Consider the following 21,416-nt stretch of genomic DNA (forward strand, 5'->3'; position numbering starts at 1 on the left):
AAATTATAACGATTGTTTAATTGTAGGACAATTGAACAATATTGATGTAAGCGTTTTATTTTCACGGAAAAGGGAGGAGAAATGTTATGCAAAAGAAATGGCTTTTAAGTTTGGTGCTGGTTTTGACGCTATCGATCTTGGCAGCTTGTGGTTCAGGAAGTTCAGCAGGAGGAGATGGGGGCGAAGAAGTTACATGGAAGTTGAACCATATTCGACCTGCTGATACTCGGACAGATAAAAGTGCAAATGAATTTGTAACGAATGTCTTGGATGAAACTGAGGGTAGAGTAAATATTGAGATTTATGATAACTCTCAACTGGGCGACTACCAACTTGTTCAGGAAAGTGTTTCAACAGGTGAGATAGAAATGCAGTTAGCTACATTGGGAACGAACGTGGATCCGTCGCTTCAGGTAGCGATTGCTCCTTACCTTGTGACCAACTGGGAAGAAGCGAAGCAACTTTATAACTCTGAAGATGGAATGCTGAACAACTATCTATCAGAACAACTAGAGAAACAAAACATTAAACTATTAGCTGTTTATCCTCAATATTTCGGTTCTGTATTTTTAGCAAAAGAAGCATTAGATCCTAAAAACCCTAACGTCAGTAAAGACATGAAAATTCGGGTTCCTGCGATGAAGTCTTTCGAGGAGTTTGGGAAGGGTATCGGATTTGTTGTCACGCCACTTCCGGCATCGGAAATGTTTACATCACTTCAAACAGGTGTTGTAGATGGAGTTCTAGGTGGTGGAACGGAACTATATTACAACCAATTAAGTGAACTAGGCGAATACATTTTGCCGATCAATACACATTTCGAAGCGCATTATCTGACAGTGAACAAAGACAAATTCGAAAGTTTGAATGGAGAAGATCAAGAAGCAATCTTGAATGTGGCCAAAGAATTTGAAACAGCAGCCTTTGCTCAAGCAGAAGAAGAGCAGAATAAATATAACGAGCTCATTGAAGAAGAGGGCGTAGAAGTCATCGAATTAACAGACGAAGAAGTTAAAGTATTTGCTGATAAAGTGCGTAAAGATGTATGGCCAATTATTGAAAGTGAATATGGAGAGATTTTCGACGATGTTAAAAAGGAACTAGGAATCTAAAACTAAAAGTTTCTTCAAAGTACAGTTAAGGAAGTGAAGTTTTGAATAAGGGAAATTCGATTTATAAAGGACTGACTTCTAAACTGATATTTATCCAACAAGGTCTGGGCGTTTTTATGATGGTTATGCTTCTCCTCTTAGTGTTTGTCCAAGTCATATTAAGAGCATTCAATGCTCCATTAATGGGCATCGAGGAATTGCTTATTCTTCCGACGATTTGGCTTTATATGCTTGGGTCAGCTAATGCGTCACAAGAAAGATCTCAAATCTCTGTCGATATTCTAGAGGTCTTCATGAAAAACCAAACCGTATTAACAATCATTCATGTGATAAAAAATATTGTCAGTTTGATTATCGGAATTGTATTAACGTACTGGATGTTTAATTTCCTGATGTATTCGTTCGATCTATGGAAACTCAGTCCTCTACTGTCCATGCCGATGTTCTTTATTGAATCAGCTTTGTTTGTGGGGTTGGCTTTAATGACACTGTATACTTTTGTTGATTTGATATTGAGTTTGCGTGATGCAAAAAACTATTTTGGAAATTCTAGAAAGGGGGGGGGGATTTAATGCTTCTATTCATTTTGAACATATTATTACTGCTCGTTCTATTGATTTTAGGAACTCCCCTTCCATTTGCTTTTGGCGGCGCGGTAATCTTTATGATTGTTTTTGCGGACCTCCCGATTATCACGATAACTTTGTGGGGATTCAACCAGATTATCAGCCCTTCCTTATTGGCAGTGCCACTTTTCATTTTGTTTGGTTCTATCGTGAGTGTCAGTGGAATAGCAGACCGTTTACTCCAGTTTGCTAATTTATTCATAGGGAAAATCAAAGGCGCAATAGGAGCGGTTGTAGTTCTGACTTCCGGATTTTTGGGTGCCATCTCCGGAAGTTCGTTTACAGGAATCGCTTCAGTAGGGCAAATAATGATTCCCCGTATGATCCGCCAAGGATACTCTCGAGGATACTCTACAGCACTTGTAAGTGTATCTTCCGTTTTGGGTGCTCTTATTCCCCCGAGTGTCATGATTATCATCTATGGCTGGGCGACAGGAACATCTGTCTTAGGCTCTTTTTTAGCAACCATTGGACCCGGTGTATTACTGATAGTGCTTTTTATCACGATACATATGATTTATACAAAAAAATATTTTTCACAGGGGCATAAGTATAACGAAAGCATTGATGATATCGATGCATCCAAGCAAATGAATTATAAGTTCTTGGGTGAAGCGAACAGCAAATCGAGAATCTTTTTAGCTGCTTTGCCTTCACTGCTTTTACCGGTTGTAATTTTGGGAGGCATATACGGTGGGTATTTCACGCCAACTGAAGCAGCAGCTGTTGCGAGTGTCTTAGGCATCTTTATAGGTATCGCACTTTACCGGGAATTGAAATTTAAAAACCTCATCGGCTTATTTAAAGAATCTACATCTTCTGTCGGCTCAATTATGACGATGATCTTTTTTTCATTGTTACTGGCACAAACCTATGTGCATATGAGAATTCCACAGACGCTAGTGGAGGTATTTGTTGATATCACAGAGAGTAAAATTGTTGTCTTAATAATCGTTACGATTTTCTTGCTATTTGTGGGGATGATTGTAAACGATACCACAGCTATTATTTTGACGGCACCATTACTACTTCCGTTAGTCGTCAGTTATGGAGTGGATCCGATTCACTTCGCTGCCATTATGGCTGTAAACCTCGCGATGGGTGGCATTACTCCACCTTATGCAAGCGTTCTCTATTTTGGCATGAGAGTCGGAAATGCGAAATTCAGTGAAGTGGTAAGACCTACAATTATGTTTATCGTCTTTGGATTTATTCCGGTTATTTTACTTACTGTATTCTTTGAACCTTTATCGATGGCGATACCTAGATGGTTTGGATATTAATAAGCATTATTAGAAGGGAACGATAAAATTGGAACAGACACTATTATTGAATCAAGAAGAGATCAAAGAGCTTGTTACGATGAAAGATGTAGTAAAACTGGTGGACAAAACGTTTCAGGACATGGGAAACGAAAAAACTGTCAACCCTACAAAAGTTTTGTTGGACCTTGGTGAAACAGCAGCATATCCACCATATGAAGGTTTTATGAATGCAATGCCAGCATACATCGGATGGCAAGATATCGCCGGCATTAAGTGGGCTGGTGGACTGTTAGGGAAACGAAAAGAACTGGGTCTGCCATATATCACTTCTATGATCCTGTTGATCAATCCCCAAATCGGGAATTTTGTCAGTGTAATGGATGGAGCATATATCACGAATTTCCGGACAGGGGCTCAGACCGCAAATGCACTGAAGTACATCAAGCGTGGTCAGAAGAGCATCAAAGTTGGGCTTTACGGAGCGGGAATGCAGGGAAGAACACAGACCATGGCACTGTCAGAAGTCTTCGATATCGAAGAACTGATCGTTTACGATATTTATAGGGAAGTGGCAGAGAAATTCAAAGAATCGATGGAGTCTTATGTAAGAGGAAATATCAAGATTGCTAAAGAACCGAGTGAAGTAGCTCAAAATGTGGATGCAATTATTTGTGTCACGCAATCGAAAGATAGCTTCCTCAAGGATGAGTGGGTACAGCCAGGGACGGTTGTTTTCCCTATGGGCTCTTACCAAGAAGTCGAAAACGAATTCATTTTGAATGCTGATCATATTGTTGTCGATCACGTCGAGCAATGTTTACACCGCGGCGTCTTGAAAGACTTGAACGAACAGGGGAAAGTAACTAAGGAACATATCGACGCGACGATTGGAGAGCTTGCCATCGGCGTGAAGACCATTGAAGATTTCCGAAACAAGCGGGTTATTTGTATACCGATTGGTACTGGCGCAATGGATATCAGCGTAGCCAAATTTGCTATGGATGAAGCGAAGAAGAGGAAGATGGGTAAACCGTTCGACTTTTTAGGAACGGGCGAAATAGCCACCCCTCTATAAAAAACAAAAATAATATTGCCAAATCCGAAAATTAAACTTTCTCGAACAGCCAGCGCTGTCAATCCGTACGGAGCGGCCAGTTGGCGGGCAAGGTAGAATCGGATTGAAGTGATGGGCGGATGCCGCTCCTTGCAGGAGACAACCAGTCTTTTGCGTAGGATGAATTTGTGAAGATGCTCTATCCTTTTGAAGAGACTAAATGGAAGACAGTGAACAGAAAAAAGATCAGAAAACACTAATTTCACTGTTTCTGATCCAGTGAATGATAGGGATCGACGCTATGGGTCCGTTTCCGTTCCATCTGAGGCGGTCTTTGCATCCACACTAAGCGAAAAAGCGAGCAATCGCTAACCGCAAAGACTTTCGATCGTAAGCGTTCCACCATTTCGGCCGTCTCTCCATAAAGATCTGCTGGTGACAGTCGGACTGATAACAGAAGAATTTCCGAGCCCGTACATGCAGGGAAACAGGCATTTAACGAAGCAATATTTAACGTAGCAAACTGTCAATAATTTCTTAAACATCTCAAAAAGTTCAGTATGAGCTTAATTTAATATGATACGGCAACATATGAATAAATTTTAATATTTTATGAATCTATATACAATAGTCCAATAAAATTTCAAATAAATCAAAAACGATGATTTTTGAAAAGGCAGAGAAGAAGGTCCAAGACCTCTTTTCTGCCTTTTTATTTGTCTCATAACTATTTTCAAAATCAGTTTTTCATAAACGGTGTGAAGAATGATTTTAACAGCATTCGCCAGTAATTCTTAGGTTAAATTGAGATTTTTAATAATTCCTCAGTGGTTTTAATTAGTTTTTTTAGATCTTTAATCACCAAATCCATGTCTACACCATTCAATTCCAATAATTTTTGTTCATTAATAAGTTGGCTATAGAGAGAATCTTTCAAAGTTTTACTACCAACTTTAAAGCCAAGTATTGTCTCTTTCCAATATTCACTTAATACTTCTTCGTATTTTGAAACTGCATTTGCTTTTTCAAACTGCTTATTTGTAGCTTTAGCTAAGCTTTTTTTCCATCCTACTCCTGAAATGGAGTAAGTAATTATTGCGCCAGTTATCGCCAAACCTATTACTAGGGTAACCGGCCCTCCTATGGCTGAAATTGCAGTTACAGCAGCAGCTCCTCCACCTACGCTGATTCCCATGGCAGAGAGAACTCCAACAGCCTTAGTCACCAATATATATCCCCCCAAATTTCCTAGGGTCGACATATAAAAAGTTAATCCCCCATATGTTGCTGCGCCAGCTAAACCGGAAAAGAAAAGATTCTTAAGATTGTTTTTGTGTTGATTCTCCATTTCAACTGAAGTCTTAACTGTTTTTATTCTAAGATTTAGCGCATTGAAATATTCTTCTGTAAGCAAAAGAACTTTTTTATTTGATTCATCGATAACGTCTTTTAATATCTGGTGAAGTTTATTGTTAACGAACATTATAAATTTTTCTTTGTCTGCTTTCTTATTTTCTAGATCCATAGCATTGATCTGGTCAATTAAGGAGTCTTGATTCATGAACTCATTGATGTTTTTATTTAACTTTAAATGAGTCAGCTCACTCAAGTCATTCACTTGTTCAAGAACTTTATTCATTTGGTCATTAATTAATTTATTGTCATCTCTTAAAGATTCTTCTATTTCTTTAACATGGGCTAGTGCTTCTTTTTTATCGATTTTTTCTCTTTCAATTTCTTCAATTTGGGCTTCTGCTAATTTCGAAAATTCAGTGGCACTGTTTGTAATAAGTTTTTTAGTCTTTAGAGTTATCGTATCGCTAAAGTTCTCAAGAAATGACTTAAAGTCTTCCTCAAATTCGGCTCTCTTTTCTTTAGAATCCTTTGAAAATGTGAACATTCGCTCTCTCACTAATTTATTGTTATTCAAAGGGTTTGAATTCTCGATTCTACTTTCCCAATAACCTTCCGGCAAAATAGAATTAAATCTATCTGCTCCAGCTTCTAAAATTACATTAGTTTCACTAACGTCTTTCACAATTTGTGCTTGAGATGCTACAACATAAAGATTATTTAATGGCGAAAGATTACTACTTTCATCTGTATTGATTGGCGGAATAGAATCTATTACATCTTTAAGATAGGAAAGTTCATTTCCACGCAAAAATCCATTTGTTAAAGAAAGATAGATAACTATATCTGCAATATTTTTGCTTTTCAACGCCTGCATATCATCTTCAATACGATCCCCAGTTCCATAACCTGGTACATCTATTAAGTCGCATAATTCTAGAATTGGGCTATCTAAGTACAAAATAGCTATTGAAGAATCTGAAATAACCTTCTTCCGAGTTCCATATTCCTCTAAGATTTCGTATCCCCCAACTTTAAGAATTTTTGGTTCAATTTCGCTCACAATATCAAATAAGTCTATATTTGTTTCAAAATTTTCGCTTTTCAAAATAACGGTCGTTTTTTCTTCCATATAAGTCGGTCTCTCTTTAATATGCTTAATTAAGATAGGAATGGATGTAGTTGGAGTCCAACTAGCTGGCAATCTCTCTTGGCCCAATAAAGTGTTTATCATTGAACTTTTCCCCACATCTGAACTCCCTAAGAAAACCACGCGAGGCTTTCTCACCAGTGTGTTTAAGGCCGTTTTTAATAAAGACAACTGATCAAAAATTTCAATTTTATAATCGACTTGATTATTTTCAGCAAGGGCATTATCAATGATTGCTGAGGTTTTATTTTTTAATGAAATAACCTCATTCAGTGATTTGTTAAATTGTAATGGTTCTATTACGCTGTTTTGTATATTTAACAAATTATCTATTGGATAACCAGTAGTTTGAGAGATTTTCATTAAGTTCTCTATTGATATTTGGTCGGGTGCCTTTTCCATTCTAGATACAGCATCTTGCCTAAGATCGACTAGTTCAGCAAATTCGGCTTGACTGAGCTTTAGTATTTCTTCTCTAAAATACTTTAAATTTAATAACACTTGGTCACCTCATTCTATTAGATTCTATAATCATATTATCATAATAAATGATTAGTGCATAACCATATATTATAATTATTTTTTGTTATGCGAAAACGCATAAATAGTATTTGACATTTTTTTAAATTATGTTTATGATGGATTTATCAAAAAAAACTAAAGGTGGAATTGATTATGACAACGTTTGAGGGATTTAAAGATGATGAAAAGTTCGAGAAATCCATAAAGAGTTCAGCTAAGCACTTTAATGCAAATGCTTTCTTTTCTAAAATTAGTAAGTCCGTTAAATATCTAAGTACAGAAACTATTTATTACTCCTTCTTATTATTTGAAGTATTTCAAAGTCGCAAAGTATCTCAAGCAGATGCGCTTATTATCGTTGGTGCACTAGGTTATTTAATACTCCCAGTGGATCTCATCCCAGATTTTATCCCCGTAGTCGGTTTTGCGGATGATACAGCCTTAATATTAAAAGCTGTATCGAAAATTCATTCTTCTATAGATGAAGAAGTAAAATTTCTTGCAACTGAAAGGATGAGAAAATTAGGCATTTTCAGAAAAGATTTTAATGAATTATGAAGTTCGAGTTCAAAAATAAAGACAATAATCTTGATGTAAAGGCAGCCAGAAGAGAAAAACGTGCATTAACAGTTTTTATTTTGTAAGGTTCCCTAATAAGAAAAACCTTGAGTACTATAAATAAGATAGCGAAAGAATGGAGGTGAAAGAATGAATAGCGAAGTTTTAAAATCAGTCGTAGTAGAATTTATTAAGTCTATGCAAAATATTACTGAAAAAATGGAAGAGAAGAGGTGACAGTAATGAAAAGTGAAAAACAAAATAATTTTTTAGATAAAGGTTTAAGTTTAGTTCAAAAATATACGTTAGAAAAAGCAGGGGTAGTAATAGGTGCAGGTACAGGCGGTGCTGTTGGCGGCTTCTCAGGTGCAAGTTTAGGAACAGGAATTGGTATGGTCGTAGCTGGCCCATTAGGTGCTGGAATCGGTTTTGGTGTTGGTTCTTTTCTTGGGACAGGAACAGGGGTTGCTGCAGGAGCAGTAAGTGGTAAAAAAATGACTGAAGTTTTTAATAACCAGTTAAAGGAGATCTGAAAATGAAGGAAATGTTTATTAAAGCAGCTGTAGCAGGAGGAAAAGAATTCTTAGATTTGATTCCTAGAATTTTGAATTCATCTAAAAAAAACTGACTTCAGCTCGAACGAAGTCAGTTTTTTGGCCTTTACATAATCTGATGTTCTAATTAATTTTGTAGGAAGAACCTCGTATAATGAGATAGTTTAGTTAATAGAAAGCTATCAGCGTTGTAGAGGTTCGAGGGTTCGTTATATTAATAATTAACTCTCTATAAAATGAGGATGAAAATGTTCTTTTGTTTTCATTGTAAATAATTATTTTTGAGAAGTTTCTTCTATATATATAGTGGAAGCAACTTCTTCTTCGAGTGCTCTTACCAATTTATAAAAACTAGTCTTTTTAACTCCGGCCTCCTGCATCGCCTGGACCGCTGTTAGCTCTTTAACTTTCCATCTTCTATAAACATCTTTAAATTCCTCAGATACAAAAACGGTTGGTCTGCCAAACTGGATGCCATTCTGTAACGCCAGATCAATTCCTTCACGCTGTCGTTTCCGGATGCGTTCCCGTTCCTCTTCTGCCATCCACGAAAGAATCTGCAAAACCAAGTCCGCAATAAATGTTCCCATACTGTCTTTGTATTGTGTTGTATCGAGTAACGGCATATCCAGCACGACAATATCTGCTTCGATGTTTTTCGTCAGGTCATTCCATTCCTGAAGAATCTCTTCTTTGTTTCGGCCAAATCGATCCAACGAGTGGATGTACAAAATGTCTCCTTTTCGGATAATCCGTTTCAGTAATTGATAGTTTGCGCGTTCAAAGTTTTTCCCACTTTGCTTGTCTAAATAAATGTCTCGTTCAGTGATGCCCATTTTCCGCATGGCTTCCAATTGACGACCTTCGTTTTGATCTTTGCTGCTGACACGTATGTAGCCAAATTTACGATTTTCCATAATAAAAGCATTGTCCTTTGATCCAACAAACCCGATTGCTCCATATCGATTGGGTTTTTTATCTTATGAGCAACAGGAATACGCTAAAGCTCTTCAGTACTTTCAGATTTCAATAAATAATATAGATTTAAACAAAAATCTGGCGATGAGTCTTAACGAGCAACAGCTTAAGCGTGCTCATCTTTATTTGACGAATAGTGCGTTAAATGTTGCTCATCGAGCTCGAGCCACACTAGAAAAGCTTCGGGATGCCGAAATAGAGCAGGTGCCTGGATATGAATTTTCAGGCCTCTTTTCAGTGATGAACAATAATGACAATTACTTATGGAACCATGCTTTTTGTAAGAAAACGATTGAAGGCAGGACCACTTGTTCAAAACAAGATTGTGAGGACATATCGATGAATAACCCAAGAGACACGATTATCCTATACTTTGGCGATGTGGAAACCAGTTTGAACTATAATGGACAAGCGGTTTCCTTGAGTAAAGCATTGAGCGATTTGTTGCGTTACTTACTGAATGAAAGCTCAGAAAGTAAGCCTGCTAAAGCGGGGGATGTGAAGCGGTTTTTTGGAAATTTAAGTCTAGATGATGAATTGAAATGGGAGACCTACAGAAGGGCCATCAGTCGCTTAAGGGTGGCTCTGAAAAATGTTTCAATTCCTGAAGTGATTGCTACTGTACCAAATGGTCAAGCTTACTATTATGATGGTTCCAAACCATATATAGTTCTCTACCGTATAGATGAAGAAATTGAATAACCCTTTCTTTTACTGGTTGTGACAATCGTGTCACAGCTTTTTTTGTATGATATAGACAAGAAAAGAAGGGGAGAGGATATTATGGAAAACTGGAACAGCTTTTTGAAAGAACTGGAAGAGTGTCTGGCAATAGATGAGGAGAGCGGTTATGAAGAAACAATTCGTCAGCACGTTGTGGATAGACTAGGTCCTCATTTAGATAACATCACAGTAGACAGGAAAGGAAATGTACTTGCACAGAAAAGCTGCGGAACTGGGGATGGTCCTGTAATCTTATTGAATGCTCATCTGGATAAAGTATATGGATTTGATGAAGGACGAAAAATTTTAAAACAGGGGAAGATTTGGTCAAGCACAGAAGGCATATTAGGAGCGGATGATCGGGCGGGTGTGACGATTTTACTGGAATTAGCAAGGAGAATGGATGAACTCAATTTTAACGGCAAAGTGAAATTCATTTTCACAGTGGAAGAAGAAATCGGACTCATTGGAGCAAGAAATATAGACGCATATTTTCTGAGCGATGTGGATGCTGCTTTTGTAGCGGATCGTCGTGGGGCTGGCGACATAATCACCTCTAGAGGGAGTGGACTGAAATTATGCGACGAAGCGTATGGTAATTGGATAGAAGAAATTGCAACAGGTGCAGGATTGAATGACTGGAAATGTCGGCCAGGAGGCAGCAGTGATACGAAGATATGGGCATCTCATGGAATACAGAGTGTGAATTTGTCTGTAGGTTATCAAAATGAGCATACTTCAGAGGAGTATCTGGACACGGAGGCTTGTTACGAAGCGTTTAAGCTGCTGAGTACAGTCTTAAAGAATGGAGAGAAGCTAAGGAATATACTTCAAATTATAGAAAACAAAGAAGTAATAAATGAACAATGAGGTAAAATGAAGTACTTGTATAGTATTTATAGCATTCTAAATTTTTCTAAATAATAAGGCCGGAGAAAAAGAACACCTTTATCTCCGGCCTTTTACATAAGAAACTATTCGTAAGAGAAGGTAGTTTTGAAAAAAATCTTACTAAGAATTTTTATAGCTTGTTAGCTCACCTCTTAAAAAAATGATTTCTGTTCATCTATTTGTTTGTATGATTTCTATCGAGCAAGGAGCATTCAATCGATGAATAATTATAAGATAAGAAATCCTCTGAATAATTGTCGTGGTTCAAGATAGGGAAATCTGTTCTATAAGTAATTGCTAAAGTCTTTATTAACCTTCAAATTATAAGCATTTTTTATCCTTCTCCTATATAAGTGTTTATAAAATTCTGTTAAAGTTATTTTGAAAAGATAATTTAGAAATAACTGTAAATCATAAGGAGATGTTCAATAATGAGCAATAGCTATTTAAAAACTGAATTCCAAAATTGGATGAGCCTACAAAAGAAATCAAACAATGAACCTTATAAAAATAATACGATTAATGCTTATACTAATTCGATAAGTAGAAGTAGTAAAAAATTGGACCTCCCAGACATTCCGACTACAGATTTGTTCGAAATTACTTCTTTTGAAGAATTCACCACCATACATAACCGGATCCTTTCAGCCCCTAATTTCCGCGAAGTGGATTTAAGTGCTGGCAACAAAGCATATTCTAACGGCATGATACTGTATGCTAAATTCTTAAAGGAACGTGAAGAGCCGTCTACATGGATATTTCAAGGAAATCCTAAATATTACGATGTTGTAGGTGCAGTCAACGATCTTGACCAGATTACATGGGCGGTGAATCAATACCCTAAACAGATAAAAGAAGGTGATGAGGCTTATATTTGGCTGTCAGGGACCGGAGGTGGAATTATTGCTACAGGGACAGTTCTTAACGATCCGGAAACAAGAGAGCCGCTGGATGATCCGTACAGACGCAGTGATCAATTAAATAACGAATCCTATTTGGCAGTAGACATCAAAATTGAGAAAAAATTGACGGATGAGATTATTGAACGAACGTTATTGTTGGCAGATGAACGAACGAAGAAGATGGAAATTTTAGGATATGCAGGAGCAACTAACTTCAGGGTGAAAAGAGAAGCGAACAAAGTGATTAAAAATATAATTGCTGGAAAGTATGAGCATATTCCTGCAACGGACTCTTCCGTAGAAAAAGTGAAGGAAGAAAAGCGCTATTGGATCTATGCGCCGGGTGAAGGGTCACGGTTCTGGAAAGAGTTTTACGCGAAAGGCATTATGGGAATCGGTTGGGAAGAGTTGGGTGATTTGAAGCCTTATGCTACGAAAAACTCGATGAAGGAAAAAATGAAACAAGTGTATGGAGATGAATTTTCCTATAAAAACGCAGGTCATGCGACTTGGCAATTTGCGAACGAAATGAAGATGGGTGATGTAGTCTTTGTAAAGAAAGGTCTATCTAAAATAATTGGGCGAGGGATTGTAGCTACTGACTATTTTTATGATTCGTCCCGTGGGGAATACAATAATATCCGCAAAGTAAAGTGGACACATGAAGGCGAATGGGATCATGAAGGACAGATTGTATTAAAGACACTGACGGATATAACCCCTTATACGGATTATCATAAAAAGCTGGAAAGAATGTTTGATGAGGTTTCCGGAAATAATAACGCGACAGATGAAGAAGTTGAAATACTCTATAGCGAATACACAGAAAAAGATTTTTTATCTGATGTGTATATTAGCGAAGAAAAGTACCGGACATTAAAAAATCTTCTCATTCGAAAGAAGAATATAATACTGCTTGGGGCACCAGGAGTAGGGAAGACGTATGCAGCGGAACGTCTGGCTTATTCGATGATGGGCAAGAAAGACAAGAGTCGTGTACAAGTCGTTCAGTTCCACCAAAGTTATAGCTATGAAGATTTCATTATGGGTTATCGCCCGAGTGAAAACGGCTTTTCTATAGTGAAGGGTCCGTTTTATGAATTCTGCAAAAAAGCGGAACCGGATGACCGGCCGTACTTTTTCATCATTGATGAGATCAACAGGGGTAATTTAAGTAAGATTTTCGGAGAGCTATTGATGTTGATTGAAAATGATAAGCGGGGCAAAGAATTGCGTTTATTGTATGAGGATGAGCAGTTTTCAGTGCCCGAAAACGTCTTTATTATCGGCATGATGAACACAGCCGATCGAAGCCTTGCGATGATTGATTATGCGCTCCGCCGCCGGTTCGCGTTTTTCGAATTCGAACCAGCGTTTGAAAGTTTAGGTTTTAAAGAATATCAAAATGAGGTTGGGAATGAAAAATTTGACAGTTTAATTCAAACCGTGATTGCCATGAACATTGAAATTGCTGACGATGCCGCTCTTGGTTCTGGCTTCCGGATCGGACATAGTTATTTCTCATCTCTTACTGAAATCGATGAACATTGGCTGAAGGAAGTCGTGGAATATGAATTGATTCCCTTAATTACAGAATACTGGTTTGATGAGCCTTCCCAAATCTCGCTATGGAGCAAGAAGCTGCGAGGCGCTATCCAGTGATTCAAATTAAGAATATCTACTATATGCTTTCGTATGCTTACCGGATCTTGCGAGAAGAAGGCTATAAAAGTGTGGAAGGCGAAGATTTCAGTAATATTCACGATCTATTTGCTGCTATTCTAGTACAAGGTGTGGCAAACCAGTGCAAGCGCGGACTTCATAAAGACTATGTCAGTCAAACTCAAACGCTGAAGAGCCTGCGTGGCAAGATTGATTTGACCACTTCGCTGAAAGAGAGCACGCTGGTGAAGAAAAGCATGGTCTGCCATTATGATGAGTTCTCCGAGAATATCTTGCACAATCAAATCATCAAAACAACGATGAACTTGCTGGTCGGGAATAAAAAAGTCAAAGTCGAACACCGAAAAGAACTTCGGAAATTGTTTCTTTATTTCCAAAACGTAGATATGATTGAGCCACATTCAATTGAATGGAAGGCCGTCTCCTATCATCGAAACAACGCGACCTATCAGATGCTGATTAACATTTGTCAGCTGGTGATTAATGGACTGCTGATGAATCCTGAAAATGGCGATTTCAAAATGAAGGAGTATCTGGACGATCAGCAGATGCACCAGCTATATGAGAAGTTCTTGCTAAATTATTTCAAGAAAGAATTTCCCGAGTACTCAGCGAGTGCTGCTTATATTGACTGGAACATCGATGATGGGGGGAAAGAATTTCTTCCGGCGATGAAGACGGACATCACTTTATCGAAGGGTGGGAAAACTTTAATCATCGATGCCAAGTATTACGGCAGCTCTATGCAGTTCAACTCGCTATATAATAGCCGAACGTTGATCTCAGCGAATCTGTATCAAATGTTTGCTTATGTGAAGAACAGAGACCAATCAGGAAGTGGCGATGTTTCGGGGTTAATCCTTTATGCTAAGACTGACGAAGAGATTACACCAGACCAGGATTATCGGATGAGCGGCAATCGGATGGTTGTTAGGACTCTGAATTTGGGTGCAGAATGGTCAGAGATAGTGGGGGAATTGAATAGGATTCCGTTGCTTATGAATTAATGGAATGTTGACAAGAAGCCTATATGGGAGTTTTATGACACCAATTCGAAGATTGGCTATAGCGTACGATTTGCTTATCCACCGAGATTTAGCATAAAAAATAGGACATGAACACGGTTTCCAAATGGTGATGGAATTCGTCTTCATGTCCCTTATTGTATAATTAAATTATGATTTATTATGCGGCTGGAGTCATGAGAGATAATTGAAGATGGATATTGACGAGGATAAGCAATTATTTAGACTACAGCAATTTAAAAGAAGCAGCTAGGCGATATTTTAGAACCAGCTAGGTCGAAGACTGGAACTATATAAGACATAACTTCTTAAAGACCTTGAACGAGAGATCGGATTATCATTACTTAATCAGGAAAAGGAAACAAGAAACTACCTTGCATACTGCTTTCTCCCTAAAAAACAGTATGCTATACTATGGATATAAAAAAGACCGAGTGCTGTTACACTCGGTCAATGCAGTACATGCCGCAAAAGAGCGGCCGGCCAAATCATGAGAATGTTTATCTTAAAGAGTAATCGCCCACAATCCTGCCAGGGAAAGAGCGGTTACTTTTTTTGTTGATGGTAATTGCGATGATTGCTACTACTGCTGTTAAGGCCGCAATGAGGAATGTACCAAATCATATTCATAGCATCGTTAGTTGCCGACTGGTCGAGCATTGATAAGGTTCATGAAGCGACCTATAAACTGATCAACAGCAAGAAGTTCGAAGACAATATCAGTAAGATCAATGAGAGCATTGAAGCTGCAGCTAAAGAACTGGGTTATCAAATTAAAGAGTACAATATGGCAAATGGCTAACAATTAATTCAATAAAAGGAGCATTACATCCATGGCAATCGCAAAATACGCAAAGTTTCAGCAGTACAAAAAATTGATTCAATCCATGCCATCGACCTATACAGAAGAGGCATTGATCGACGAGAAATTTCTTCTTGAACGAGACGATAAGAAAAAGCTGGAGATTTACTACGCTCCTTTTGAATATGTAAACGAAGGGGCGAAAGTCGTCATTGTCGGCATTACGCCTGGCATGCATCAGATGAAAAAGTCCTTTTCTACTGTAATTGAGGCGGCTCGAATAGAAAGTGATAACGAAGAAATTCTTCGCCAAGTGAAGAATAACTCCAGTTTTGAAGGAACTATGAGAAAGAACCTGGTCAAGATGTTGGATGAACTCGGCTTAAATGAGCATCTTGGGTTATTCTCAAGCATTGAGTTGTTTGAAGAGTCTAGCCACCTGGTTCATACGACTTCGGTTCTCGCTTATCCTGTATTTTATAACGGAAAAAATTACAGCGGATCGACACCGAACCTGCTGAAAAATGATATGTTGAAGAAATACATTACGGAAAAATTTGCGACAGAATTGGAAAACCTGCAGGATGCGTTAATCATTCCATTAGGCGTCAACGTTTCGAATGCTCTGCAATATCTGTCGGAACAAGGGCTGGTTGCACCGGGCAATATCCTTTCAGGCTTCCCGCATCCATCGGGCGGCAATGGCCATCGCCATAGACAGTTTGCCGAAAACAAAGCTGTTATGGAAGAAAAGCTGAACAATCATTTTATTCGTGTAAAAGCAGTGAAATAGCCAGCTGAACTATTTATAGGTAAAAGGAAAAGGACTTATGCAAGTCCTTTTTTTCGGCTAAAAAATATTTCCGTTAATTTACATTTACTTAACCTTTCTTAATGCTCTATTCATACCTGCAATACATTCACTGCTTATGCTTGAGTTATCCAATACATAAGGAGTGGTTGAATGAAACGAATCGTTACCCTATTGGCAGCAAGCTTGGCGTTGACAGCATTTACAGGATCAGCACTTGGTGCCGAACAGGGAGAAGCAGGCAAGGTGTTAACCAAACAGCAGCAGCAAAAGATGGTGAATATTGCGCATCGTGGAGCTTCGGGACATGCACCTGAGAATACGATGGAAGCATTTCAAAAAGGCGTTGAAATGAAATCGGACTATATTGAAATTGATGTCCAAATGACAAAGGATGGAGAGCTCATCGTCATTCACGATACGACAGTGGATCGTACAACCAATGGAACGGGCAAAGTCGGCGACTTAACGTTGGAGGAATTTGAGCAGTTGGATGCCGGCAGCTGGTTCAGTGAAGCTTATGCGGGTGAAGAGGTTCCGACTTTTGAAGAAGTGTTGGATGCATTCCGCGGGAAAACGGGCATTTTAATCGAATTGAAGGCACCGGAACTTTATCCGGGAGTGGAAGAGAAAATTGCGGATGCATTGATCGAACGAAATATGAGTAAGCCGAATAACAACAAAATCATCATCCAATCCTTCAATCACGAATCCATGAAAAAATCGAAAGAGCTGTTGCCGAATCTCTCCCATGGCGTTTTGACAGGAGGCAGTTGGGCGAATGTAACCGAAGAGCAATTAGCTCAATTTGCGGCTTACGCTGATTACTTTAATCCAACAATGAACATCGTCACGCACGAATTGGTGAGTGATGTCCATGAAGCGGGGATGGATATTTTTCCGTACACTTCAAGAACGCAAGAACAAGCATGGCGGCTATTCGATTTGAATGTCGATGGAATCATTACTGATTTTCCGGAGCATGTTTATTCTCATCCCGTGAAAAACTCATAATTTAATAAATACACAAAGCACCCCAATCCATAAGAAGCTCAGCTGCCACTTTGAACTTCTTCGACTGGGGTGTTTATTATTCTCGTTAAAGCTTTTCCTTGTTTTCGCATTTCCCTTAAAGAAGTAAGCATGTGAATGATCTTCTCATATTTTATAAATTAGATATGTGTTTTTGAGATAGTAGTCTGTAAATTGTGAATTCTTAGATGTATAATTGAGTATACAGAATGAAATCGGATAATCGTTCAATAGACGATTAAAAATTACTAAAAATGATGTTGTATAAAATCCAGAGGGGGAACTTTGAAAGAAGGGAGAAAATCATGATTAAAATCCGGCTTGAAAGAGATTTTAATGTCGCTCCAGAATTGCTTTGGGAACTTGTGGTTGATCCGGATCATTATCGTTTTTGGACAGAAGCCTTCTCTGAAGGCTCCACCTTTTACGGGGAATGGACAAAGGGCAGCAAGATTCGTTTTGTGGGGGAAGATGAAAATGGGCTGGAAAGTGGAATGATATCGGAAATTGCAGAAAGCCGATGGCCAGAGTTTATTTCAATCAAGCATGTGGGCTTGGTGATGGGGGGCGTCGATGACTATGATTCTCCTACGGCTCGGGAATGGACGCCAGGCCTCGAGAATTATACATTCACCTCAAAGGAAGACGGCACGTGTACTTTTGAAGTAGAACAGGATGTCCCGGAAGAAGAGGCTGAAGAGTTTAAAGCTAACTGGGAAAGTTCTTTTGACCGCATGGCGATTCGGCTCCAAACCAGTGGAGATGTAGGAAAAGTGATCACCCTTCGTGAAAAGTCGAGCCAACGTCCCGAGGAGATTTGGGAAAAGCTTGTCACGCCTGAAAAAGTAAAGTCGTGGAATTACGCCAGCGATGATTGGCATTGTCCGAACGCTGAAAATACATTAGCGATTGGAGGCGAATTCCACTACGAAATGGCTGCTAAGGACGGCAGTGAATCTTTTGATTTTGGGGGCACCTACACAGAAATTGAACCTCCCAAAAAATTGTATTTTGCGTTGGGTGACGGGCGCAAGGTACGGATCGATATCTTTGAGAAGCCTGATGGCTGTTTGATTGAAGAACGCTTTGAAGCCGAACAGCAAAACAATTTGCATCTTCAGCGCCAAGGATGGCAAAGCATTCTGAAAAACTTAGCCGGCTAATGTAAAGCAGATGCACCTTAAAAAAGATCAGTTAACTTTTGGAATGGACCTTGTAAAGCGAAAGCTTACAGGGTCCATTTTAACTGGTGAATTGCTATAGCATTGTCCCAGTTTATCCAATTTCCAGACGGGTAGATACTTATAGATGCATTCACAAAATCTATCTACTAAAGAGGTGCTCACTCATGAAAAACGAAATCATCATAAAAAACAAATTGGGTTTAGGTACAGCGCCGCTCGGCAATATGTTCAGAGCGGTACCGGAAGATGAAGCGATGAAGACAATCCAGTCCGCCTGGGAAGAAGGCATCCGGTATTTTGATACGGCGCCGTTTTACGGAGCTGGATTAGCTGAACTTAGACTTGGAGAAGTGTTGTCTTCCTATAAACGGGATGACTTCCTGTTGAGTTCAAAAGTCGGCCGGATTATACTTGACGAAGAGGAAGAAAAAGAAGGGCTGTTCGAACATGGCCGCAAGAACAAAATACAAACGGATTATACAGAACAAGGGACGCTCCGGTCGATTGAAGACAGCTTGAAACGCCTGAAAACAGATCGCTTGGACATGGTCTTTGTGCATGACCTGTCACCGGATTTTCTTGGGGATGAATGGATTACAAAATTTGACGAAGCACGAAAAGGTGCCTTTAAAGTGCTGGACCGCCTCAGAGATGAAGGGGTCATCAAGGCATGGGGACTCGGTGTCAACACGACAACACCGATCGAAGTGGCGCTTGAGTTGGAGGGGGCCCATCCGGATTTGAGCTTGTCCGCAACGCAGTACACACTGCTTCAGCATGAACGTGCACTTGAGCGAATGATGCGGCTGGCGCTTGAAAAAGAAGGCGGACTTGTCATCGGATCGGCCTTCAACTCCGGTGCCTTGCTCGGAGGAGACTATTTTGATTACCAGGAAATTTCGCCTGACATCCAGAAGAGAGTCAACCACTTTAATGATGTGGCCAATAATCATAATGTGAACTTAAAAGATGCAGCACTTCAATTTTCGACAGCGCATCCGGCAGTGAAGGCAGTAGTAACAGGTTCAACACGGCCAGATCGCATCAAAGAAGACCTGCAAGCGATGAAGGCGGAGATTCCAGCTGCTTTTTGGGAAGAACTTATGGAAACGGGACTCGTTTCTTCTAAAGCGGTTTTGCCGGGAAGTAAGATGTAAATTAAGTGGATGTAGCAGTAGCAAAAAGGTTTCGGTTTAAAAGCCGGAACTTTTTTTTGTGCTTATTTTTAAATTTGTACGCCATATTATTTTTCGGGAAGAGGGAAATTGCGCTTTTTAGAATTTACTATCTAAGAAATAAAATGAATTAAAGGCCGTACTCGGTAAATGAGTACGGCCTTTAATTGAATTTAAATAGGATATTTCTCTAGTTAAGATAGATTCAGATCAAAGATAATGTCAATCACTAGTGGAGAAGAAGAATCTTTAAACAAGCCTGTTTTCCACTCTTGGTATTTTCGTACTATTCAGTCTATATTTTCAGGAGTTTAAATTTAATGTTTCTGTTACTATATAACTCTTTTGAGAATTATGGCTAAAAACTTAGTTTATATAACGTACAAACTAACTGAATATTGCTATAATCATTTTGGGCTTGCAAAGCGGAATATGAAAACGCTTTCTTATAAGTGCTTTGCAGACTTAAAACTTCAGACAGGAGGTAGGATTGGAGATTTCTGATGACCTTTTTTAAAAATTTAATTTTAAAAGGAGAGAAAGAAATGCTGAAAGTTCTACGTAAACCGATGATCACTGGCTTGGCTTTAGCCCTTTTATTACCTGCAGGATTGAACAGTTCCGCTAATGCTGAAGATTCCCTCAAGGCTTTGGACGTTGATCCGATTTATGAACGATACGCCGATTCCTTTGCAATTGGAGCTGCGGTCGAACCTTTTCAGCTTGAAGGTGAAAGCGGGGAAGTGCTGAAGCATCATTACAACAGCATTGTGGCTGAAAACGTCATGAAGCCGATTTCGATTCAACCTGAAGAAGGTAAATTCAACTTTGAAGAAGCAGATAAAATCGTCAAATTCGCGAAAGAAAATAATATGGAGCTTCGTTTCCATACACTGATCTGGCATAGCCAAGTTCCTGAATGGTTCTTCCTGGATGAGAAAGGCAAGCCGATGGTTGATGAAACGGATGTGAAGAAACGTGAGAAAAATAAAAAAATCGTTCTTAAGCGTGTAGAAAAGCACGTGAAAGAAATCGTTAAACGCTATAAAAATGATATCGATTCGTGGGATGTGGTCAATGAAACCATTGATGATGGCGGCGGCCTTCGAGAATCTCAATGGTACCAATTGACAGGAACGGATTATATCAAAGTCGCTTTTGAGACTGCCAGAAGATTTGCCGGCAAAGACGCTAAACTTTATATCAACGATTACAATACTGAAGTAGAACCGAAACGGACAGATTTGTATAACCTGGTGAAAGACTTGTTGGCAGATGGAGTGCCGATCGATGGCGTAGGGCATCAGGGACACATTCAATTAGGCTGGCCTTCCCTTCAGGAAACTGAGGATTCCATCAATATGTTTGCGAGCCTCGGACTGGACAATCAAATCACGGAATTGGATATCAGCCTTTACGGCTGGCCGCCAAGACCGGCTTATCCGACTTACGAAGACATTCCAGAAGAACGTTTCCAAGCGCAGGCAGAACGCTACAATGACTTGTTCGAACTTTATGAAAAACTGGATGACAAAATCAGCAGTGTCACATTCTGGGGCATCGCTGATAATCACACGTGGTTGAATGATCGTGCTGAAGAATACAATGACGGCGTCGGAGTGGACGCACCATTTGTTTTTGGACGCGATTATAAAGTGAAACCCGCTTACTGGGCTATTATGGATTAATAAAAAATTGGCTATTTGAGATTTATAACTGTTTCTAATTTTGAACTGCCTTTCCGTTGTTTAGTACTACAAACAACGGAAAGGCAGTTTTTTATAATATAAAAAATGGGATGCTAAATAGAGGGATACACACCAAGCGGAGTGAAAAGAATGATACAAATTCGACAGCCTATATCAAATCGTTGGAATTGAGAATGGTCAAGCTGAAGCAACAATAAGATATTCTCATTCACACCTAATCAATTATGAACTCCTTAATGGCATTAATCAGTAACCATTCTGCATTGTACTACGGACAGTTTTATATGGTCGGAATAGCAGAGGTCTA

General features: G+C 39.0%; 18 protein-coding genes. 16 read left to right on the forward strand and 2 right to left on the reverse strand.

Going from position 1 to position 21,416, the window contains the following annotated elements; all coding sequences use genetic code 11:
* Window positions 1-86: 86 nt before the first annotated feature.
* Genes dctP through H9630_RS05200 form a run of 4 tightly spaced genes read left to right on the forward strand, consistent with a single transcriptional unit; the run spans window position 87 to window position 4,078 of the window.
* On the forward strand, window positions 87-1,112 hold the full coding sequence (gene dctP / locus H9630_RS05185; protein WP_191714392.1) for a TRAP transporter substrate-binding protein DctP: 1,026 nt from the start codon (window positions 87-89) through the stop codon (window positions 1,110-1,112).
* Window positions 1,113-1,153: 41 nt separating this feature from the next.
* Window positions 1,154-1,684 (forward strand): TRAP transporter small permease, encoded by a 531-nt coding sequence (locus H9630_RS05190; protein WP_191714393.1) that lies wholly within the window; start codon window positions 1,154-1,156, stop codon window positions 1,682-1,684.
* Entirely contained in the window at window positions 1,684-3,021 is a 1,338-nt protein-coding gene (locus H9630_RS05195) for a TRAP transporter large permease (RefSeq protein WP_191714394.1), read from the forward strand. Before H9630_RS05190 ends, H9630_RS05195 begins: the two co-directional genes overlap by 1 nt.
* A 28-nt stretch (window positions 3,022-3,049) precedes the next feature.
* Window positions 3,050-4,078, forward strand: a complete 1,029-nt coding sequence (locus tag H9630_RS05200) for an ornithine cyclodeaminase family protein (protein ID WP_191714395.1) — start codon at window positions 3,050-3,052, stop codon at window positions 4,076-4,078.
* A 778-nt stretch (window positions 4,079-4,856) separates the two neighbouring features.
* Here H9630_RS05200 and H9630_RS05205 read toward each other — a convergent pair.
* Entirely contained in the window at window positions 4,857-7,061 is a 2,205-nt protein-coding gene (locus H9630_RS05205; RefSeq protein ID WP_191714396.1) for a dynamin family protein, read from the reverse strand.
* Window positions 7,062-7,235: 174 nt separating this feature from the next.
* On the opposite strand from H9630_RS05205, the gene H9630_RS05210 reads away from it, so the two are divergent.
* A complete protein-coding gene (locus tag H9630_RS05210) occupies window positions 7,236-7,640 on the forward strand; it encodes a YkvA family protein (RefSeq protein WP_191714397.1) in 405 nt (134 codons plus the stop codon).
* Window positions 7,641-7,882: 242 nt separating this feature from the next.
* The gene (locus H9630_RS05215) at window positions 7,883-8,173 is read left to right on the forward strand and encodes a hypothetical protein (RefSeq protein ID WP_225218341.1); all 291 of its coding nucleotides are present in this window, start codon (window positions 7,883-7,885) and stop codon (window positions 8,171-8,173) included.
* Between the two features lie 296 nt (window positions 8,174-8,469).
* Here H9630_RS05215 and H9630_RS05220 read toward each other — a convergent pair whose 3' ends face one another.
* A complete protein-coding gene (locus H9630_RS05220) occupies window positions 8,470-9,111 on the reverse strand; it encodes a recombinase family protein (RefSeq protein ID WP_191714398.1) in 642 nt (213 codons plus the stop codon).
* Between the two features lie 10 nt (window positions 9,112-9,121).
* Here H9630_RS05220 and H9630_RS05225 point away from each other — a divergent pair, with 10 nt between their 5' ends.
* The 10 genes from H9630_RS05225 to H9630_RS05270 all read left to right on the forward strand — a co-directional run bounded on the left by H9630_RS05225 (window position 9,122) and on the right by H9630_RS05270 (window position 21,088).
* Complete coding sequence (locus H9630_RS05225) at window positions 9,122-9,874, forward strand: hypothetical protein (RefSeq protein ID WP_191714399.1); 753 nt, start codon at window positions 9,122-9,124, stop codon at window positions 9,872-9,874.
* Window positions 9,875-9,955: 81 nt separating this feature from the next.
* A complete protein-coding gene (locus tag H9630_RS05230) occupies window positions 9,956-10,765 on the forward strand; it encodes a M20/M25/M40 family metallo-hydrolase (RefSeq protein ID WP_191714400.1) in 810 nt (269 codons plus the stop codon).
* 581 nt (window positions 10,766-11,346) lie between these two features.
* Entirely contained in the window at window positions 11,347-13,350 is a 2,004-nt protein-coding gene (locus H9630_RS05235; protein ID WP_225218342.1) for an AAA family ATPase, read from the forward strand.
* Window positions 13,347-14,378 (forward strand): 5-methylcytosine-specific restriction endonuclease system specificity protein McrC, encoded by a 1,032-nt coding sequence (gene mcrC / locus H9630_RS05240; protein ID WP_191714401.1) that lies wholly within the window; start codon window positions 13,347-13,349, stop codon window positions 14,376-14,378. Before H9630_RS05235 ends, mcrC begins: the two co-directional genes overlap by 4 nt.
* A gap of 628 nt (window positions 14,379-15,006) precedes the next feature.
* The gene (locus tag H9630_RS05245; protein ID WP_191714402.1) at window positions 15,007-15,198 is read left to right on the forward strand and encodes a hypothetical protein; all 192 of its coding nucleotides are present in this window, start codon (window positions 15,007-15,009) and stop codon (window positions 15,196-15,198) included.
* A 31-nt stretch (window positions 15,199-15,229) separates the two neighbouring features.
* On the forward strand, window positions 15,230-15,991 hold the full coding sequence (locus tag H9630_RS05250) for a uracil-DNA glycosylase family protein (protein WP_191714403.1): 762 nt from the start codon (window positions 15,230-15,232) through the stop codon (window positions 15,989-15,991).
* 171 nt (window positions 15,992-16,162) lie between these two features.
* Window positions 16,163-17,023 (forward strand): glycerophosphodiester phosphodiesterase, encoded by an 861-nt coding sequence (locus tag H9630_RS05255; RefSeq protein WP_191714404.1) that lies wholly within the window; start codon window positions 16,163-16,165, stop codon window positions 17,021-17,023.
* Window positions 17,024-17,346: 323 nt separating this feature from the next.
* Window positions 17,347-18,204 carry an SRPBCC family protein gene (locus H9630_RS05260; protein WP_191714405.1) on the forward strand — a complete coding sequence of 286 codons (858 nt, stop codon included), beginning with the start codon at window positions 17,347-17,349 and terminating at the stop codon, window positions 18,202-18,204.
* A gap of 185 nt (window positions 18,205-18,389) precedes the next feature.
* Window positions 18,390-19,382 (forward strand): aldo/keto reductase, encoded by a 993-nt coding sequence (locus tag H9630_RS05265; protein ID WP_191714406.1) that lies wholly within the window; start codon window positions 18,390-18,392, stop codon window positions 19,380-19,382.
* A gap of 563 nt (window positions 19,383-19,945) precedes the next feature.
* Window positions 19,946-21,088 carry an endo-1,4-beta-xylanase gene (locus tag H9630_RS05270; RefSeq protein WP_191714407.1) on the forward strand — a complete coding sequence of 381 codons (1,143 nt, stop codon included), beginning with the start codon at window positions 19,946-19,948 and terminating at the stop codon, window positions 21,086-21,088.
* Window positions 21,089-21,416 lie beyond the last annotated feature (328 nt).

The organism is Planococcus wigleyi (genome assembly GCF_014836985.1).
GTDB lineage: Bacteria > Bacillota > Bacilli > Bacillales_A > Planococcaceae > Planococcus > Planococcus notacanthi.

Bases quoted from the DNA above. Each gene is read 5' to 3' on its own strand.
- dctP (WP_191714392.1), top strand. From the start codon at position 87: ATGCAAAAGAAATGGCTTTTAAGTTTGGTGCTGGTTTTGACGCTATCG.
- H9630_RS05195 (WP_191714394.1), top strand. From the start codon at position 1,684: ATGCTTCTATTCATTTTGAACATATTATTACTGCTCGTTCTATTGATT.
- H9630_RS05210 (WP_191714397.1), top strand. From the start codon at position 7,236: ATGACAACGTTTGAGGGATTTAAAGATGATGAAAAGTTCGAGAAATCC.
- H9630_RS05215 (WP_225218341.1), top strand. From the start codon at position 7,883: ATGAAAAGTGAAAAACAAAATAATTTTTTAGATAAAGGTTTAAGTTTA.
- H9630_RS05220 (WP_191714398.1), bottom strand. From the start codon at position 9,111: ATGGAAAATCGTAAATTTGGCTACATACGTGTCAGCAGCAAAGATCAA.
- H9630_RS05230 (WP_191714400.1), top strand. From the start codon at position 9,956: ATGGAAAACTGGAACAGCTTTTTGAAAGAACTGGAAGAGTGTCTGGCA.
- H9630_RS05245 (WP_191714402.1), top strand. From the start codon at position 15,007: ATGTACCAAATCATATTCATAGCATCGTTAGTTGCCGACTGGTCGAGC.
- H9630_RS05250 (WP_191714403.1), top strand. From the start codon at position 15,230: ATGGCAATCGCAAAATACGCAAAGTTTCAGCAGTACAAAAAATTGATT.
- H9630_RS05255 (WP_191714404.1), top strand. From the start codon at position 16,163: ATGAAACGAATCGTTACCCTATTGGCAGCAAGCTTGGCGTTGACAGCA.
- H9630_RS05260 (WP_191714405.1), top strand. From the start codon at position 17,347: ATGATTAAAATCCGGCTTGAAAGAGATTTTAATGTCGCTCCAGAATTG.
- H9630_RS05265 (WP_191714406.1), top strand. From the start codon at position 18,390: ATGAAAAACGAAATCATCATAAAAAACAAATTGGGTTTAGGTACAGCG.
- H9630_RS05270 (WP_191714407.1), top strand. From the start codon at position 19,946: ATGCTGAAAGTTCTACGTAAACCGATGATCACTGGCTTGGCTTTAGCC.